16 protein-coding genes are annotated in these 17503 nt (G+C 69.3%); 8 read left to right on the top strand and 8 right to left on the bottom strand.

The features are described 5' to 3' along the window. The first annotated feature begins 141 nt into the window (after positions 1-141). Positions 142-2298, top strand: a complete 2157-nt coding sequence (locus HFP15_RS01485) for an MMPL family transporter (protein WP_168510541.1) — start codon at positions 142-144, stop codon at positions 2296-2298. Between the two features lie 95 nt (positions 2299-2393). Then, positions 2394-3071, top strand: coding sequence for a class I SAM-dependent DNA methyltransferase (locus HFP15_RS01480; RefSeq protein WP_210716597.1), 678 nt, complete (start codon positions 2394-2396; stop codon positions 3069-3071). Between the two features lie 20 nt (positions 3072-3091). Here HFP15_RS01480 and HFP15_RS01475 read toward each other — a convergent pair whose 3' ends face one another. The 6 genes from HFP15_RS01475 to HFP15_RS01450 are packed head-to-tail and all read right to left on the bottom strand — an operon-like array spanning position 3092 to position 8715. Further along, on the bottom strand, positions 3092-3736 hold the full coding sequence (locus HFP15_RS01475; protein WP_168510537.1) for a PASTA domain-containing protein: 645 nt from the start codon (positions 3734-3736) through the stop codon (positions 3092-3094). Positions 3737-3760: 24 nt separating this feature from the next. Then, positions 3761-4072 (bottom strand): Rieske (2Fe-2S) protein, encoded by a 312-nt coding sequence (locus HFP15_RS01470; RefSeq protein ID WP_168510535.1) that lies wholly within the window; start codon positions 4070-4072, stop codon positions 3761-3763. Further along, positions 4069-4527, bottom strand: a complete 459-nt coding sequence (locus HFP15_RS01465; protein ID WP_168510533.1) for a hypothetical protein — start codon at positions 4525-4527, stop codon at positions 4069-4071. The genes HFP15_RS01470 and HFP15_RS01465 overlap by 4 nt, the downstream gene beginning before the upstream one ends. Beyond that, positions 4524-5954: a FadD3 family acyl-CoA ligase gene (locus HFP15_RS01460; RefSeq protein WP_168510532.1), complete on the bottom strand. Its 1431-nt coding sequence runs from the start codon at positions 5952-5954 to the stop codon at positions 4524-4526. Before HFP15_RS01460 ends, HFP15_RS01465 begins: the two co-directional genes overlap by 4 nt. A gap of 9 nt (positions 5955-5963) precedes the next feature. After that, positions 5964-7142, bottom strand: coding sequence for an amidohydrolase family protein (locus HFP15_RS01455; RefSeq protein WP_168510530.1), 1179 nt, complete (start codon positions 7140-7142; stop codon positions 5964-5966). 16 nt (positions 7143-7158) lie between these two features. Then, on the bottom strand, positions 7159-8715 hold the full coding sequence (locus tag HFP15_RS01450; RefSeq protein WP_168510528.1) for an AMP-binding protein: 1557 nt from the start codon (positions 8713-8715) through the stop codon (positions 7159-7161). 121 nt (positions 8716-8836) lie between these two features. On the opposite strand from HFP15_RS01450, the gene HFP15_RS01445 reads away from it, so the two are divergent. Then, on the top strand, positions 8837-9556 hold the full coding sequence (locus HFP15_RS01445; protein WP_168510526.1) for an alpha/beta hydrolase fold domain-containing protein: 720 nt from the start codon (positions 8837-8839) through the stop codon (positions 9554-9556). A gap of 55 nt (positions 9557-9611) precedes the next feature. Here the strand turns inward: HFP15_RS01445 and HFP15_RS01440 are convergent, their stop codons facing one another. After that, the gene (locus HFP15_RS01440; RefSeq protein ID WP_168510524.1) at positions 9612-10820 is read right to left on the bottom strand and encodes a CaiB/BaiF CoA transferase family protein; all 1209 of its coding nucleotides are present in this window, start codon (positions 10818-10820) and stop codon (positions 9612-9614) included. Beyond that, complete coding sequence (locus HFP15_RS01435) at positions 10817-12316, bottom strand: aldehyde dehydrogenase family protein (RefSeq protein WP_168510522.1); 1500 nt, start codon at positions 12314-12316, stop codon at positions 10817-10819. The genes HFP15_RS01440 and HFP15_RS01435 overlap by 4 nt, the downstream gene beginning before the upstream one ends. A gap of 201 nt (positions 12317-12517) precedes the next feature. Between HFP15_RS01435 and HFP15_RS01430 the strand changes: the two genes are divergently transcribed. The 5 genes from HFP15_RS01430 to HFP15_RS01410 are packed head-to-tail and all read left to right on the top strand — an operon-like array spanning position 12518 to position 17503. Further along, positions 12518-13378, top strand: coding sequence for a mycofactocin-coupled SDR family oxidoreductase (locus tag HFP15_RS01430; protein WP_168510519.1), 861 nt, complete (start codon positions 12518-12520; stop codon positions 13376-13378). 17 nt (positions 13379-13395) lie between these two features. Beyond that, positions 13396-13587, top strand: coding sequence for a ferredoxin (locus HFP15_RS01425; RefSeq protein WP_168510517.1), 192 nt, complete (start codon positions 13396-13398; stop codon positions 13585-13587). A gap of 28 nt (positions 13588-13615) precedes the next feature. Then, complete coding sequence (locus tag HFP15_RS43745) at positions 13616-14968, top strand: cytochrome P450 (protein WP_210716596.1); 1353 nt, start codon at positions 13616-13618, stop codon at positions 14966-14968. A 10-nt stretch (positions 14969-14978) separates the two neighbouring features. Then, positions 14979-16631 carry a thiolase C-terminal domain-containing protein gene (locus HFP15_RS01415; protein WP_312871376.1) on the top strand — a complete coding sequence of 551 codons (1653 nt, stop codon included), beginning with the start codon at positions 14979-14981 and terminating at the stop codon, positions 16629-16631. Beyond that, complete coding sequence (locus tag HFP15_RS01410) at positions 16628-17503, top strand: alpha/beta hydrolase (RefSeq protein ID WP_246271248.1); 876 nt, start codon at positions 16628-16630, stop codon at positions 17501-17503. The genes HFP15_RS01415 and HFP15_RS01410 overlap by 4 nt, the downstream gene beginning before the upstream one ends.

The following is a 17503-nucleotide window of genomic DNA, read 5'->3' as shown; positions in this document are numbered from 1 at the left end:
TGCCCCCAGGGGTATCTCGTTATGAACGTGCGAGGAGTTGGTGTGGGGCGAGCACATGGTGGCCCGTCCCAGCAGTCGGTGTCGACATCGGACTTGCCTCCACCTCTTCTCTCGATCACACGAAAGGCTGACCGTTTACCTATGGTGACTTCTCTCGAGTCCGATCCGCCCGGTGCGGCGCCCAGCTCAACACACGCCGGCCTGCTGGGACGGTGGGGTGCCACTATGGTGCGTAACGCGCGGTGGGTACTGCTGGCCTGGGGCGTCGTGGTGGTCGCGCTAGGTGCGTTGGCGCCCAGCGTGTTCTCCTCTCTGGCCGGCGCCGGCTGGCAGGCCAACGGCTCGGACTCGGTCCAGGTCCGTGAACTCGCCCGTCAGCACTTCGGCGGGCAGGGATCGACCGCGCTTCAGGTTGTGGTGCACTCCGACCGGCTCACCGTCGCAGATCCTGCTATGCAGCACGTGATCGACCAGGTCACCGGCGTACTCCACGGCGATCAGCGGATCGCGTCAGTCGTGGCTCCACAACCGGGAACGTCGATCAGCCGCGACGGCCACACCGCCATCGTGCTCGGCGGCGCCCGCGCCGGCAGCGACGACATGGTCCGCGTGGCCGACGACCACAAAGGCCGGCTCACCGGTCTGTCCACACCGGACGTCCAGGTGAACCCGACCGGCGCGTCGGCGTTGTGGAGCGACTTCAACCAGGCCAACCACGATGCCATGATCACGGCCGAGATGCTGTCCTGGCCGGTCACGCTGGCGATCATGGTGCTCGCCTTCGGCTCGCTGGTCGCGGCGGGCCTGCCACTGCTGCTGACCCTGGCCGGGCTCGTCGCCTCCGCGGGCGGGCTGGTGCTGCTCAACGAAATAACCCCGATCTCGGTATGGGCGATGAACTTCGCCATGATGTTCGCCCTCGCGCTCGGCATCGACTACGCCCTGTTCCTCGTCGTTCGTTTCCGCGCCGGTATCCGCCGCCACGGCGACCCGCTCGCGGCGGTTTCCGAGACGATGGACACGGCCGGTAAGGCGGTGCTGTTGTCCGGGCTGACGGTGCTCGTCAGCCTGTCCGCGGTGCTGCTGGTGCCCGCACCGGCGGTCCGGACCATGGCGGTCGGCATCATGCTCGCCGTGGTGTTCGTCCTCGCCGCCACCCTGACTCTGCTCCCGGTCGTGTTGGGCCGACTCGGCCGGCGCGTGAACGCCGCCTCGCTTCCCTGGGCCCGCCGGCAACAGCACCGCTCCCCGATGTTCGCGCGCTGGGGCGCGTTGCTGCACCGCAGGCCGTGGCCCTTCGCGGTCGGCGCCCTGGCTCTGCTGATCCTGCTCACCATTCCCGTGTTCGGCTTGAAAGTGGCGATGCCCTCCATTCAGGTCGTGCCCGCCGATGCGCCCGTCCGGCAGGGATACGACACGGTGCAGCAAGCCATGGGGCGAGGCGCGCCAGGCATGCTGCAGATCATCACCCCAGCCGCCGAATCCTCGGAGGCGGCCAGGATTGCCGGCGGTGTCCACGGCGTGACTGCGGTAATGCCACCGCAGCCGGCGCCGGATGGTAGCGGATACAGCCTGATCCAGGCCTTGCCCGCCGACGATCCGTCCAGCCCCCAATTCGAAACCACGCTGGACAGGGTGCGCGATCACATGCCCGACGGCTCGCTCGTCGGCGGCGCCGCGGCGGAGAACGTCGACCTGCAAACGGCGCTGGACAACTACCTGCCGCTGGTGGTCGGAGTGATCCTCGGCCTGGGCTTCCTGCTCATGCTCGCCGCACTCCAGGCGCCACTGATCGCGCTGCTGGGCGCCGTGGTCAGCCTCCTGTCGACAACCGCGGCCTTCGGCGCGGCCAAGTTGATCTTCCAGGACGGACATGGCGCGAGCCTGCTCGGATTCACCCCACAGGGATTCCTCGACGGCTGGGCTCCGGTGTTCTTCTTCGCGATGATCTTCGCCATCGCCATGGACTACACCGTTTTCCTGCTCTCGACCGCGAAGGAACACTACGAAATCACCGGTGAGCCCAGTGCCGGTCAGCTGGAAGGACTGGCCCACTCGGGGCGGGTGATCCTGGCGGCCGCAGGCGTCATGGTCGCGGTGTTCTTCACCTTCGCTCTCGCCGACCCGTTGCCGCCCAAGGAGATGGGAATCATCCTCGGCGTCGCGGTACTGCTCGACGCGGCGTTGATACGGCTGGTGCTGCTCCCGGCACTGCTCCGGCTCACCGGACACGGCGCCTGGTGGTGCCCCGCCTGGATGCGCCGGGTGCTACCGAAGATCAGTTTCACGCACGGCTGAGCACCCGGCGGGAGCCCGGATCACATGAGCCGGGCTCCCGCCGGTACCGGCCCGGTTGCGGCACAACCGTGCGCACGGCGAGCCGAATGTGCTCGATGGCACCGTCTGCCGCGGCTACGATTCGCGCCGTGAGTGAATCCTTCCTCTTGCGCGACACCAGGGCCGCCTACGACTCCGTCGCCTCGCTCTACGCCGAGCTTTTCCGCGACGTGCTCGAGATCCTGCCGCTGGAGCGCGCACTGCTGGCCGCGTTCGCCGAGCTCGTGCGGGCGCACGACGCCGGGCCCGTCGCCGACATCGGGTGCGGGCCCGGCCACGTGACCGCCCACCTGCACGCGCTCGGGCCGGTCACCTTCGGCATCGACCTGTCCCCCGAGATGGTCGCCCTGGCCCGCCAGGAACATCCGGACCTGCGGTTCGACGAGGGCTCGATGACCGCCCTCGACCTGGACACCGGCTCACTCGGCGGCATTCTCGCGTTCTTCTCCACCATCCACCTGCCACCGCGAGAGCTGCCGGCCGTGTTCGCCGAGTTCGGCCGCGTGCTCGCACCGGGCGGCCACCTGCTGCTCGGTTTCCTCGCCGGCGACGACCCGCAGCCGCAAGCAGCCGACCACAAAGTCGCGCTCGCCTATCGCTGGCCGCCCGACCGTCTCGCGGAACTGTTGCGCCAGGCCGGATTCGCCGAGATCGGCAGGATGCTGCGCGAGCCGCACGAAGACGAGCGCTTCCGCCACGGCTACCTGCTGATGCACAAACCCCAGGAATCCTGAGCACTCGGCCAGGCAGCCGCTCAGGTCACCGCGTCGTCGGTGATCTCGTCCCGTAGTTTGCGGCCGGTTTTCGGATCCGGCTTCGGGCGGCGGGGCTCACGCACGCCCGAACCGCCGCTGCGGTCGATCCACAGCGTGACCGTCGAACCGCGCTCCACCTTCGCCCCCGATTCCGGGCTCTGGTCGGTCACCACGCCACCCGGCCACCCGATCGCGGCCAGCGGCAGGTCGTCCGGATCCGGCGTCGCGGGCACGAGATCCTTGCGCACCAACGCCGAACGCGCATTGTCCCAGGACAGGCCGACCACGTCCGGCACCTTCACCGTGCCGGCCCGCCGGCGCGCCCTCGCGACCTCGCCGATGGCCGCCTCGCGAATCGCGGCCGCGCTCTCCTGTTCCCCGGAAGCACGCCCCACCGCTTCGTCGACGTCGCGCCACCGCTCCCACGCGGACTGCCGGGTGACACCCAGCCGCACGGCGATCTCCGACCACGACCTGCGATGCCCGCGCGCTTCCCGCACCGCGTCCAGCTCGACCTGGTCCAGCGAGCGCCGCACGAGACCGAGATCGGTCAACGCGGCCAGCGCGTCCTCACCCCCGCTCGGGGCCTGACGCCATCCCGACAGCCGGTGCCACGCCCGCTGTCCTTCTTCCCACAAGTCCATGCTGTCAGGCTACCCTGACAGAACTCACAGTGCCACGAACAATCGCCCACCCCGGATCCACGCCCGGTACACACGCAGCCCCGGTTCGCGCGGAGCTGAACGGCAGCGGCCCCCGCGCAGGTCGTATTCCCTGCCGTGAAAGGGACAGCGCACCAGCCGGCCGCGCACGGTGGCCTCGTCCAGCGGGCGGGCGCGGTGCGGGCAGCTGTTGCGCATCGCGAAGACGCCGCGCCAGGTGCGCACGATCAGCACCGGCGTCTCGTCCGGCCCGAGGGTCACCCGCGCGCGTCCGCCGGCCAGCACCTCGTCCGCGCGACCGAGGTCGAAAACCGTCATACGCGCCAGATCGCCGTCAGTACCGTGCTCAACGTCGGCAGCCACCGCCGCCGGGGATCGGGCGGCACGATCCAGCGCGGCCCGGACGCCCGTGTCTCGGCGCACGGTACCGGAATCCGTTGCCCTGCCCCGAGTACGACGATTCCCTTCGGCACGTCGCCCGCGGTGGTCACGAATTCGTTGGCATCGGCGAGCAGCACCCAGTGCGGCTCGTCACCGGCCTCGGCGAACACCGGCCCGACAGCGTCGAGCCGTTTCAGCCGCGGCACGACCCGCATCGCGACCGGCACCGGCACCAGCAGCGCCACCACGCCGCGGCCGAGTGTGAGCACGATCCGCCCGTCGCTCTTGCCGACGTCCCAGCCGAATACCGACCGGTACTCCGCCGCGGTCCAGCCCCGGGCGGCACCGGCCGAACCACCGGCCAGCGCCTGGTCCGCGGTCAGGAGTTTCATCGCAACCGATCCTTCATGACCTTGCCCGTGCTGTTGAGCGGAAGCTCGTCGAGGAATTCCACATACCGGGGCGCCTTGAAACCCGCCATCCGCTTCTTCGCCCAGTCGAGCAGTTCCCGCTCCGACACCGGGGCACGCGCGACGACGAACGCCTTGCCCACCTGGCCGAGCCGGTCGTCGGGCACGCCGATCACCGCCGCCTGTGCGACGGCGGGATGCTCCAGCAGGAAGCCCTCGATCTCGGCGGGATAGGCGTTGAAGCCGCCGACGATGAACATGTCCTTCTTGCGGCCGATGATGCGCAGATGCCCGCGCTCGTCGACCGAACCGAGATCGCCGGTGTGCAGCCAGCCGTCCGTGTCGATCGCCGCCCTGGTGGCCTCCGGGTCGTCCAGATATCCCTGCATCACCGAGTATCCGCGCACGAGCACCTCGCCGTCGCCGGCGATACGGATCTCCACTCCCTCGCACGGGGTGCCGACCGTCGTCGCGATGTCCTCGAAGGAGTCCCAGCGCCGCGACGCGGTCGCGGTACCGCATTCGGTCAGCCCGTAACCGGTCATGATCGACTGGAAGGGAAGTTCGTTGCGGATGCGGCGGATCAGCTCCACCGGAATGTCGGCGGCGCCGGTCACCGCCGCGCGCAGCGAGGACAGATCGCGATCGTGGCGCGCCTGCAGCAGCGAGTGGTACAGCGTGGGCGGGCCGGGCAGCATCGTCACCCGTTCCCGCTCGATCACATCGAGCACGTGCGGCACGTCGAACACCGGCACGGGCAGCATCGTCGCACCCCTGATCATCGACGCGATCAGGCCCGCCTTGTAGCCGAAGGTGTGGAAGAACGGGTTGACGAGCAGGTACCGGTCACCCTCGCGCAGGTCCGCCAGATCGCACCATTCCGCGTACAGCCGCAGGCTCTGCCGATGGTTCATCATCGCGCCCTTGGGCCTGCCGGTCGTGCCGGAGGTGAACACCACGTCGGCGATGTCCTCGCCGCGTATGCCTCCGCAGACATAGGGCGAGCCGCCGGCGAGGAAGTCGGACTTGAGATCGATCACCGGCACGCCGGGCGGGGCGAGGTAGTCCTGGCCGAGAAATCCTTTTTGGACGAGCAGGATCTTCGACCCGCTACGGCGGATGATGTCGCCTGCCTCGCCGGCCCGGAACCGCGTGTTCACCGGGACCAGTACGCCACCCGCGGTGACGAGCCCGAACGCCGCGATGATCCACTCGGCGGAGTTGGGCGCCCAGACCGCGACCCGGTCGCCCTTCCTGATGCCCGCCGAGGCATAGGCTCCCGCCGCGACCCGGACCCGCTCGGCCAGTTCGGCGAACGAGAGCCGGAGCGAGCCGTCGACGACCGCCTCGGCCGAACCGAAACGATCGCCGGCGCTGGCGACCATCGCGGGGATGGTCTCCCAGTCCATGGTGTCGGCTCACATTCCCATCAGCCGGGCGAGGTTGCCGCCCATGACCTTGGCCTTCTCCTCCTCGTCGAGGCCCTTGAGCGCGTCGACGAAGGTCGTCGGGTGCGCGAGCCCCTCGGGGTGCGGATAGTCCGAACCGAACAGCACCCGCTCGACGCCGATCAGATTCGTGAGGTGACCGAGGTCCTCCTCGTAGAACGGGCTGACGTGGATGCGGTTCTTGACCATCTCGACCGGGTCGCCGGGGAACTCCTGCGGCATCTTCTTGTAGATGTCGGCAAGGGTTTCCAGCAGCGGCTCCAGCCACGCCGAACCGTTCTCGATCACGGCGACCTTCAGTTCCGGGAACCGGTACAGCGCGCCGTGGCAGACCCACGAGGCCACCGCGTCCGAGACCGGACGCCACTCCCCGATCATGCGGAAGGCGTTCGGCTTGAACGGCAGCATCTCGGTGCGGCCGCCCTCCCATTCACTGGTGTAGCGCGCGTATCCACTGTCGGAGGAGTGCATCGCGACGAGAACGCCGGCCTGCTCCGCCTTCTTCCAGAACGGGTCGAACTCGGGCAGCGCGAACGAGCGCGGACCGAGGAAGCCGGGGACGGGGGCCGGCCGCACGAGAATGGCCTTGGCGCCGCGCTCGAGGCACCATTCCAGCTCGGCGATCGCCTTGTCCACAATGGGCAGGCTGATCACGGGCGTGGTGAAGATCCGGTCCTTGTAGTTGAAGCCCCAGACCTCGTGCAGCCACTGGTTGAGCGAGTGCACCACGACGTGGATCAGTTCCGGATCGTCGCGCATGCGTTCCTCGACCAGGCTCGCCAGCGTCGGGAACATCAGGGTGCGGTCCACTCCGAGCTCGTCCATCAGCTCCAGGCGCGGGCCCGGCTCGCGGTACGCCGGCACCGACCGCATCGGCTCACCGAAGATCTCCCGGCGGCTCTTGCCCTCCGGGTTGCCGATCTTGAAGTACTCCTCCATCGCACCGGGGCGGGCGACGACCTCGAAGGTCGGGTTGGGGATGTAGTCGCTGATCTGACCCCGGATGGCGATCTTCGTGCGGCCGTTGACCTGCACGTACTGGATGGCCCCCGCGTACTCCTTCGGCAGGTACTTGGTGAGCGATTCCTCGGTCTCGTACAGGTGGTTGTCCGCATCGAACAGCGGGTACGGCAGTACTCGCGAAACCATGAGATCCTCCTTTGCTCTACGAGAGAATGTTATTCTCTTCACCCGCGAGCCGCAATGACTCACGGAGCCGGAACTTCTGCACCTTGCCGCTCGCGGTGCGCGGAAAGTCCTCGACCTCGCGCAGTTCCTCGGGCCATTTCTGTCTCGCCAGGCCCGCCCGGTCCAGGTGCGCGCGGACCTCGTCCAGCGTCGGCAGCGAACATCCGGCCCGGAGCCGGAGGAACGCCGCGGCGTGCTCGCCGAGCCGGTCGTCCGGCGCGGAGATCACCGCGGCCTCGGCGACGGCGGGCAGGCCGAGCAGCATGTCCTCGACTTCCAGCGCGCTGATGTTCTCCCCGCCGCGGATGATCACGTCGGCCTTGCGGTCGGTGATGGTGAGGTAGCCGTCCTCGTCCAGCACCCCGATATCGCCGGTGTGGTACCAGCCTTCGTCGTCGAACGCACGCGCGGTGAGGCCCTCGTCGGTGTAGCCGACGCACAGATCCGGGCCACGCGAGATGATCTCGCCGTCCTCGGCGAGCCGGATCTCCACGCCGGGGCACGGGTTTCCGTCGGTGTGCAGCCGCTTGTCCTCCGGCGCGGTGTGCTCCGAGGCGGTGATCGAGGGATGCTCCGTACTGCCGTAGGCGCGGAACACCGTGATGCCAAGGCTCGCCAGGCGCGTGGTGACCGCGGACGGGACGGCGGCGCCGCCGAGTCCGGCGTATTTCATCCCCCGCAAGTGCTCCGGAGTGAAGCCGGGATGGTCGAGCAGGCTGGTCAGGTAGTAGGGCACGCCGCCGCCGACACTGAGCCCGTCACGCGCGATCAGCGAAAGCACCAGTTGCGGATCCCAGACGTCGGCAAGGTGGATCGCGCTGCTCTCCAGCACCGGGATCAGGAACGCGTTGATCATCCCGATGAAGTGCCCGACCGGCGCCGAGGTGAGCTGGAGCCCGCGGTCGGGCGGATAGCGGCCGGCGAGCTGACGCGTCTCGAAGCCCAGCGTCTGGTGACTGTGGACGACCCCTTTGGGATCGCGGGTGGTGCCGGAGGTGAAGGCGATCAACGCGGGCCGCGCGGCGTCGGTCGTGAGCACACCGGGCATCGGCTCGTCGGCGAGCAGCTCGCCGAAGTCCTTGCCGACGACGCCGACGATGGGCACCCCGGTGAACAAGCCGGGCTGGAACTCCATCCGCCCGAAGCGTTCCGCGGTGACGAACACGCGTGGCTCGGCGGCCTTCAGGATGTAGGAGATCTCCTTGCGCCCGTAGAAGTGCACGATCGGCACGACGACCGCGCCGAGAAACGCCGAGGCCCAGAACACGGCCGCGGCTTCCATCCAGTTGGGCAGCTGGAACGCCACGACGTCGCCGGGCCCCACACCGCGGGCGCGCAGTCCGGCCGCCAGCCGCCGCGCGACGGTTTCCACGTCGCGGAAGGTGCCCGACCACGGGCGCACGGCGGAATGGACGCGGAACGGCTCGTCCGGTGCCTCCGCGAGCCCGCGGGCGAGCATCTCGCCGATGGTGTCTCGCGTCCACCAGCCTTCGGCCTCGTAGCGTGCGATCACGTCGGCGGGAATTCTGCGCATGGTGGCGGCTCCGAAAAGGCGGGGATCATCTGTGGATATGCTATTCTCGCTATTGGAGAATTCCAATATCCGTGGCGTCCACCGAAGAGGCACCGGGCCGCGGCGGAAAGGGTGATGAACCGTGGCGAATGACGTGACCGTCGAGGAAAGCACCGTCGGCCCGGTGGTGCACCCGCGCGACGAGAGCGACCTGGTCGTGTTGTATCTGCACGGGGACGAGCACGGGCCGGACGCCGTGCTCGGCGACGGGCGCCAGCTGGCATTGCTGACCGGCGCGATGATCGTGTGCCCTCGGTACCGGCCGCGGTTTCCCGCCTCGATCATCGACGCCCACGCCGCCTACCGGTACTGCCAGGCCGCGGGCCCGGTCGTGGTGGTCGGCGAGGGTCTGGGCGCCTCGCTCGCGACCGCGATGCTCGTGCAGCTGCGCGATTCGGAGGCCACGGCCCCGCGCTGCGCGGTGCTGCAGTCGGCGCTGCTGGATCTGACGCTGGAGACCAGGAGCCTGGCGTTCAACGCGGCCGTCAACCCCGGCTTCGACGTCGCGGCGTTGCGCCGCCGGGTGTCCGAATACGCCCGCGGCACGGCCCTGTCCGACGACCGGCTGAGCCCGCTGTATGCGAACCTGCACGGCCTGCCGCCGATGCGGCTGCTGGTAGCGGGTACCGATCCTCTGCTCGACGACTCGCTGGCGTTCGCCACCCGCGCGGCCCGCTCGCGCGTCCGGCTGGATCTGCGCGTCTGGCCGGACCAGGCGGGTTTCCAGGCCGAGAGCATCCTGGCGATGGCCGATTTCGTGACCGCGCAGCACGCGGCGCCACGCGCCAGCACCGCCGCTTGAAGGACCGACTGAGGGCCGGGCGCCACGTGCGCCCGGCCCTCGGTCGTTCCATGGCTCAGGTGACCGCGCCCGCCTCCTTCAGCGCGATGATGCGGTCCCAGCCGACACCGAGTTCGACCAGGATTTCCTCGGTCTGTGCGGCGAATTCGGGCGCCGCACCCAGCCTCGGCGCGGAAACGTCGAACTGCACCGGGCTGGCCACCAGGTCCAGCTCCCCCGCCCGTACCAGGTACTCGTTCGCCCGCACCTGACCGTCGTCGCGCAGCTGGAGCGTGTCCTGCACCGGCGCCCACGGCCCGGACAGGGTCGCGAACCGCTCGGCCCATTCGGCCAGCGTCCTGCCGCCGATCACCTCGCGCAGGATCTCCACGGCCACCCCGGTGTTCTCGGCTATCTGTTCCGCGGTCCCGAATCGCGGGTCGTCGGCCAGTTCCGGCCTGCCGATGTGCCGGCACACGTCGCCCCAGAACTTGGCGGGCTGCAGCATGACGAAGTTGATGTGATGCCCGTCGGAGGTGCGGTACAGCCCGGACAGCGGGTTCGTCGGCGCGCCGTGCCTGCCCGACTCCGGCGCCTCCCACGGCTGGTCCAGCCGCAGCGACACGGCGATGGCCTGCCCCATCGCCCACATCCCGCTGCCGAGCAGCGAAACGTCCACAATGGAGGTCTCGCCGGTGCGCTCGCGTTTGAGCAGCGCCGCCGCGATGCCACCGGCGAGGTTCGTGCCCGAGATGGTGTCGCCGTATGCCGGTGCGGGCGGGTTGATCAGTCCCTCCACATTGGGCGGGGTGATGCTGGCGGCCGTCGATCCGCGGCACCAGAACGCGGTCATGTCGAAGCCGCCCTTGTCGGCTTCCTGCCCGCGCGGGCCGAGCGCGCTGCCACGGGCGTAGACGATGCCGGGGTTGACCGCGCGGATGTCCTCGACGTCGATCGCGAGCTTCTTCCTCGCCCTGGGCAGGAAGTTGGTAAGGAACACGTCCGACCGCGACGCGAGTTCGAGCAGCACCTCGCGTCCCTCGGGCTTGGCGATGTCGAGGCCGAGACTGCGCTTGCCACGGTTGGCGTGCTCGATGTTGGGGTTCGGATCGCCCTGGACGACGTACTTGCCGGTCTGCCGCAGCCCGCGCTGCGGATCGCCGGTGACCGCGTGCTCGACCTTGACCACGTCGGCGCCCCAGTCGGCGAGCACCGCACCCGCCGAGGGCACGAATCCATACATCGCGACCTCGAGGACCCGGATCCCCTCCAGCGGCCCGCTCATGCGATCACCGCCGCGAAGGCCTTGCGCTCCTGGAACTCCTCCAGCCCCGGAACGCCCATCTCCCGCCCGATGCCCGACTGCTTGTACCCGCCGAAGGGCACGTTGGGCGCGAAGTAGTTGCCGCCGTTGATGCTCAGCGTGCCGGTGCGGATCCGCCGCGCCAGCGCGATCGCCCGCTGCTCGTCGGCGCTGTACACGGCGCCGGACAGGCCGTAGATCGAGTTGTTGGCTATGCGCACCGCGTCCTCGTCGTCGTCGTAGGCGATGACGGCCAGCACCGGGCCGAAGATCTCCTCCTGCGCGATCTCGCTGTCCGGGTCGACGTCGGCGAGCAGCGTCGGCGAGTAGAAGAAACCGGGGTCGATCCGCTTGCCGCCGGTCACCAGCTTCGCGCCCGCCTCGACCGCGCGGGCGACCATACCGTCCACCTTGTCCCGCTGCCGTTCGCTGATCAGCGGTCCCATGTAGATGTCGGGATCGGCGGGGTCGCCGTAGGTGATGTGCCCGAGCATCGCGGCGACCTGCGCCACGATCTCGTCGTGCCGGGCGCGCGGCACCAGCAGCCGTGACGTGATCGCGCAGCCCTGGCCCGCGTGCGAGCAGATCGTGAACGCCGCGAACTGCGCGCACAGGGCGAAATCGGCGTCGTCGAGCACGACCATCGCGGATTTGCCGCCGAGTTCCAGGAAGACCTTCTTCACCGTCGCGCTCGCGGCGGCCATGATCCGCCTGCCGGTGGCCGTGGATCCGGTGAAGGTGACCACGTCCACGTCGGGATGGGTGGTCAGCAGTTCGCCCACCGCCACGTCCGAGGAGGTCACGACGTTGACCACACCGGGCGGGATGTCGGTGTGCTGCGCGATCAGCTCGCCGAGTGCCAGCGTCACCAGCGGCGTGTCGGGCGCACCCTTGAGCACCACCGTGCAGCCCGCGGCCAGCGCCGGAGCGAGCTTGGCCAGCGCGAGCTGGTTCGGGTAGTTGTAGGCGGTGATGGCGGCGACGACCCCGGCCGCCTCCTTCTCCACCCAGCGGCGGTGACGCTGGCCGCGGATCTCGGTCTCGCCGAGCTCTTCGGTCATCGGGTGTTCGCGCAGCAGGTCCGCGTAGTAGCCGACGATGCCGATCGGCTCTTCCAGCTGCGCGCCGTAGGTGGTGACACGCGGCGCCCCGACCTCGGCGATCGTCAGCTCGCGCAGCTCTTCCTTGTGCTCGGTCAGGGCGTGGTGGAGTTGCCCGAGGCAGCGCACGCGCAGCTCGACGTCGGTTGCCCACGTGGTGTTGTCGAACGCGCGGCGGGCCGCGGCGATGGCGGCCTCCGTCTCGACGGTGCCGGCGTCCGGCGCGTGGCCGAGCACCGCGCCGGTCGCCGGGTTGAGCGACGGGAAGGTGCGCCCTGCCTCCATCAGCCATCCGTCGATGAGCATGCGCTTCGCGGCGCCGCCCGCCGCCTCGCCGCCGGTTCGCGTGGCGACCGGCCCCTGGTCCTGAGATCGCATCCCGTCTCCTCGATGAGGGGGTGAAAACTTCATTCTCTTATTCGATAATGAGGTTGCACAGACTCTAGCAGCGAACGGGCCCGCGGACACCCGCCAAGGTCACGGCACCGCGCGGGTCTTCCGTGATGACGCCACGTGAGAGTATGGTTCTCGCATTCGAAAGCGAGATTCTTGTCCGGGCAAGCGGGAAGGACGGCGCGAATGGGACGGGTCCAAGGCAAAGTCGCCTTCATCACGGGTGCGGCGCGTGGTCAGGGGCGGAGTCACGCCGTGCGGCTCGCCGAGGAGGGCGCCGACATCATCGCCGTCGACCTCTGCCGCAACATCGATTCGATCAAGTACGAGCTGGCCACCCCGGAGGACCTCAAGGAGACGGCGCGTCTCGTCGAGGGACACGGCCGCCGGATCGTCACCGCGGAGGCCGACGTGCGCGAACCCGCGCAGCTGCGGGCGGCGCTGGAGCGCGGGATCGGCGAGCTGGGGCGCCTCGACATCGTGATCGCGCAGGCCGGGATCGCCGGGATGAAGGGCGAACCGCCGATGCGGGCCTGGAGCGACGTGATCGGCACCAACATGCTCGGCGTCATCAACGCGATCCAGGCGGCACTGCCCCACCTTTCCGAAGGCGCGTCGATCATCGCGACCGGCTCGACCGCCGCGCTGATGATCACCAGGCCGATGCAGCAGGCGGGTAAGGATCCCGGCGGGGCCGCCTATGTGGTGGCCAAGCGCGGCCTGTCGGAGTACATGCACGAGCTGGCCGCGAACCTGGCGCCGCTGCAGATCCGCGCGAACGTCGTGCACCCGACCAACGTCAACACCCCGATGCTGCAGAGCGAGCCGATGTACCAGTCGTTCCGGCCCGACCTGGAGCATCCGACCCGCGAGGACGCCATACCCGCGTTCCCCGCGCAGCAGGCGATGCCGATCCCCTGGGTGGAACCGATCGACATTTCCAACGCGATCCTGTTTCTCGCCTCCGATGAGGCTCGTTACATAACCGGGATGCAGCTGCGGGTGGACGCCGGTGGCTACCTCAAGTGGTACGACTTCCGCGCCTGAAAGGGAGGACGACGACCGTGAAGGTTCACGTTGACCAGGAACGCTGCCAGGGCCACACATTGTGCGCGATGATCGCGCCGAAGGTGTTCGAGCTCGACGACATCGACGGCCACTCCTCGCCGGTGAGCGAGACCGTTCCCGTCGATCAGGAGGACAAGGTCCGGGAAGCCGTCGAGTCCTGCCCGGAACGCGCCATTTCGATCTCCTAGCCGCCCCGCCCGTCAGAGAGGACACGTCGTGGACGACGAGGACCGCAAGAAGCCCCGGTACGACTTCGACCGGCACCGGCCCGAATACCGCGAACAGTTCGAGTCGATCACGCACGAGATGCAGTCGAAATGCCCCATCGCGTGGTCGGACACCCACGGCGGGCACTGGGTGGCGGCAGGAGCGCGCGAACTGTTCGAGATCGCGCGGTCGGCGGACAAGCTGTCCAACGACCACGACGTCAACGACGAGCGGCGCGGCTACCAGGGCATCTCGATCCCCGCGCCCAACCCGAAACCGCCCATCCGCGGCGGTTTTCTCGAAATGGACCCGCCGGAGCAGCGCCTGTACCGGCAGGCGCTCAACCCCTACCTGTCCCCGGCCGCGGTCAGCCGGTGGATCCCGTTCATCGACGAGATCGTGCGTGCCGCGATCGACGAGAAGATCGAGTCGGGGCGGATCGACTTCGTGGACGATCTGGCCAACGTGGTGCCCGCAGTGTTCACGCTCGCGATGATGGGCGTTCCGCTGAAGAACTGGACGCTCTACAACGAGCCGACGCACGCGGCGGTGTACACGCCGCCGAACACGCCGGAGATGGCCCGCGTCCGCGAGCAGCAGCAGGTCATGTTCGGCGACCTCATGCGCCATTTCAACGAGGTCCGCGACAATCCGCGTCCCGGCCTGATCGACGCGATGCACACCCTGCGCATCGACGGCGAGCGGCCACTGGACATGGACCTGCTCGGTGCGCTGGCGCTGATCATCGGCGGCGGCTTCGACACCACCACCGCGCTGACCGCGCACGCGCTGGAATGGCTCGGCGAGCACCCGGACGAACGCACCCGGCTCTCCCGCGAACGCGACACCCTGCTGGACTCCGCGACCGAGGAGTTCCTGCGCTTCTTCACCCCGGCGCCCGGCGACGCGCGCACCTTCACCGAGGACTGCGAGATCGCGGGCGCACGCTTCAAGGAGGGCGAACGGGTGTGGCTGTCCTGGGCGATGGCCAACCGGGACCCCGCGGTGTTCCCCGACCCCGACCACGTCGACATGGAGCGCAAGGGAAACCGGCACCACAGCTTCGGGCTGGGCATCCACCGCTGCATCGGCTCGAACGTGGCGCGCACCGCGTTCAAGCGCATGCTCACCGCGGTACTCGACCGGATGCCCGACTACGTATGCGATTCCGAGGGCACCGTGCACTACGACACGATCGGCGTCATCCAGGGCATGCGTCATCTGCCCGCCACCTTCACCCCCGGCCCGCGCCTCGGCGAGGGACTCGACAAGACGCTGGACACCCTGCAGCAGGCGTGTGAGGAGCAGCGGCTGGCCGAGCCCATCACCAGCCGCAGGACGAATGCGAAGATCGCGGGCTGAGGGAGGTTTCGTGGCGCAGACGCGTCCCCTGCCGCAACTGACGGCGGACAACGAGTTCTTCTGGACCTCGGGGGCGGATGGCCGGTTGCGGTTTCAGGCGTGCGAGTCCTGCTCCGCGCTGATCCATCCCCCGCAACCGGTCTGCCGCCACTGCCGTGGCCGGCGGCTGGGCACACGGGTGGTCTCCGGCTACGCGACGCTGATCGGGTTCACCGTCAACCACCGCTTCAGCCTGCCGGGAATGCCGGCGCCGTTCGTGATCGCGCAGGTCGCGATCGAGGAAGATCCGCGGGTCCGGCTCACCACCAACGCCGTGGAATGCGATCCGGGCGACCTCGAACTCGGCATGCGCATGGAGGTCGTGTTCGAGCAGGCGGAGGACGTGTGGGTGCCGCTGTTCCGGCCGGTCGCCGAGCAGGGTGCACCGGCACCCCTGCCGCACGACGAGATCGAACCGGAGCAGTTCTGCCGGCACGTGCGGCCGATGGCCACGGCGGAGAAGTTCGAGGACAAGGTCGCGATCACCGGCATCGGGATGTCGGAGATCGGGCGACGGCTGATGAAGCCGCCGCTGGAGCTGACGGTCCAGGCCTGCGAGCAGGCCATCGCCGACGCCGGTCTGTCCATTGAGGACATCGACGGGCTGTCGACCTGGCCCGGCGCGGGCCAGCTGAGCGGTTTTTCCGAGGGCGGGGTCACGGCGCTGGAGTCGGCGATCGGGATCCGGCCGACCTGGTACAACGGCGGCGGCGAGACGTTCGGGCCCGGCGGATCGGTGATCGCGGCGATGCTCGCCGTCGCGGGCGGGCTCGCCCGGCACGTGCTGTGCTTCCGCACGATCTGGGAGTCCACCTACGGCGAGCTGCTCAAGAGCGGCCGGGTCACACCGCCGGGCGGGCGCACGACGAGCTGGGTGCTGCCTTTCGGCGCGACCTCGGCGGCGCACATACTGGCGCAGAACGCGCAGCGGCATTTCCACCGGTACGGAACCACGAAACAGACGCTCGGCTGGATCGCGCTCAACCAGCGCGCGAACGCCGCGCTCAACCCGACGGCGATCTACCGCGACCCGATGACGATGGAGGACTATCTCGACGCGCGGCCGATCACCACGCCGTTCGGGCTCTACGACTGTGACGTGCCGTGTGACGCGGCGGTCGCGGTGATCGTGTCGGCCAGGGAGACCGCGCGCGACCTGGCGAAACCGCCGGTGTACGTCGAGGCCGTCGGCACCCAGATCATCGAACGGCTCGAGTGGGACCAGAGCACGCTCACCCACGAGCCGCAGGTGCTGGGCCAATCCGCGCACCTGTGGTCACGGACTTCGCTACGACCGTCCGATGTGGACGTCGCGCAGCTGTACGACGGGTTCACCTTCAACTGCCTGTCCTGGCTGGAAGGTCTCGGCTTCTGCGGCATCGGCGAGGCGAAGGACTTCCTCGACGGCGGCAAGAACATCGCGCGCGACGGGCTGCTGCCGATCAACACCCACGGCGGGCAGCTCTCGCACGGCCGCACGCACGGAATGGGCCTGATCCACGAGGCGATCACCCAGCTGCGCGGCGAAGGCGGCGCCAGGCAGGTGCCCGGTGCGCGGATCGGGATCGCCACCAGCGGTGGCCTCACGCCCAGCGGGGTGCTGCTGCTCAGGTCCGGAGCATGACCGATTCCATGACGCTCGACGACGATCGCGCCGTGCGGTGTGTCGTCGACGTCGACGGGGTGCCGATGTCCGCGCTGGTGCGCGATGTCGCCGATCCCCGTGCCGTGATCGTCGCGCTGCACGGCGGCGGGGCCACGGCACGGTACTTCCACCATCCCGGACAGCCCCGGTCGTCGTTGCTCAACGCCGGCGCGGCGCTCGGGTTCACCGTGGTGGCGCTCGACCGGCCCGGCTACGGCGGCTCGGGCCCGGACGGCGCGCACCTGGCGTCACCCCGGCGCCGCACCGAACTGGCCTACGGCGCGCTCGAGCGTCTACTGGGGACCGGCGGGCGCGGAGCGGGGCTGTTCGTGCTGGCGCATTCGGCCGGATGCGAGCTGGCGTTGCGGATGGCGGGCGACGGGCACGGCTGGAACCTGCTGGGCCTGGAACTGTCCGGCACGGGTCTGCGGTACCACCCGCTGGCCGAGGACATCCTCGGCAACGGGGAGCCGGGCAAGCGGCCGAGCGGGCTGCGGTCGCTGCTGTGGCATCCGCCGCGGCTGTATCCCGGCGGCGTCGCGCTGGGCCTGCGCTTCGCCGGCGCCTCCCCCGGGTACGAGGGCGAGGTCGTGGCGCACTGGACCGAGCGCGATTTCCCCGCGCTGGCCGCGCGGGTGCGGGTGCCGGTGCATTTCACGGTCGCCGACCACGAGGTGATCTGGCGCAACGACGCCGGTGCGGTGGCCGCGCTGTTCACCGCCTCGCCCCGGGTGGTCACGCACGAGATGACCGAGAGCGGGCACAACCTGAGCGTGGGCCGGTCCGCGCTCGCCTACCACCTGCGGATCCTGTCGTTCGTGGAGGAATGTGTGCTGGCCGGGCAGGGCTGA

The sequence above is a fragment of the Amycolatopsis acididurans genome, from assembly GCF_012328925.1.
GTDB lineage: Bacteria > Actinomycetota > Actinomycetes > Mycobacteriales > Pseudonocardiaceae > Amycolatopsis_E > Amycolatopsis_E acididurans.
Note: the sequence above shows the minus strand (reverse complement) of the source record. Positions and strands in the feature narration are given on the sequence as shown.

Excerpts from the sequence above, each read along its gene's own strand:
- HFP15_RS01485 (WP_168510541.1), top strand. The coding sequence starts at position 142 with ATGGTGACTTCTCTCGAGTCCGATCCGCCCGGTGCGGCGCCCAGCTCA.
- HFP15_RS01465 (WP_168510533.1), bottom strand. The coding sequence starts at position 4,527 with ATGAAACTCCTGACCGCGGACCAGGCGCTGGCCGGTGGTTCGGCCGGT.
- HFP15_RS01450 (WP_168510528.1), bottom strand. The coding sequence starts at position 8,715 with ATGCGCAGAATTCCCGCCGACGTGATCGCACGCTACGAGGCCGAAGGC.
- HFP15_RS01435 (WP_168510522.1), bottom strand. The coding sequence starts at position 12,316 with ATGCGATCTCAGGACCAGGGGCCGGTCGCCACGCGAACCGGCGGCGAG.
- HFP15_RS01455 (WP_168510530.1), bottom strand. The coding sequence starts at position 7,142 with ATGGTTTCGCGAGTACTGCCGTACCCGCTGTTCGATGCGGACAACCAC.
- HFP15_RS01430 (WP_168510519.1), top strand. The coding sequence starts at position 12,518 with ATGGGACGGGTCCAAGGCAAAGTCGCCTTCATCACGGGTGCGGCGCGT.
- HFP15_RS01480 (WP_210716597.1), top strand. The coding sequence starts at position 2,394 with ATGGCACCGTCTGCCGCGGCTACGATTCGCGCCGTGAGTGAATCCTTC.
- HFP15_RS01460 (WP_168510532.1), bottom strand. The coding sequence starts at position 5,954 with ATGGACTGGGAGACCATCCCCGCGATGGTCGCCAGCGCCGGCGATCGT.
- HFP15_RS01475 (WP_168510537.1), bottom strand. The coding sequence starts at position 3,736 with ATGGACTTGTGGGAAGAAGGACAGCGGGCGTGGCACCGGCTGTCGGGA.
- HFP15_RS01470 (WP_168510535.1), bottom strand. The coding sequence starts at position 4,072 with ATGACGGTTTTCGACCTCGGTCGCGCGGACGAGGTGCTGGCCGGCGGA.
- HFP15_RS01410 (WP_246271248.1), top strand. The coding sequence starts at position 16,628 with ATGACCGATTCCATGACGCTCGACGACGATCGCGCCGTGCGGTGTGTC.
- HFP15_RS01440 (WP_168510524.1), bottom strand. The coding sequence starts at position 10,820 with ATGAGCGGGCCGCTGGAGGGGATCCGGGTCCTCGAGGTCGCGATGTAT.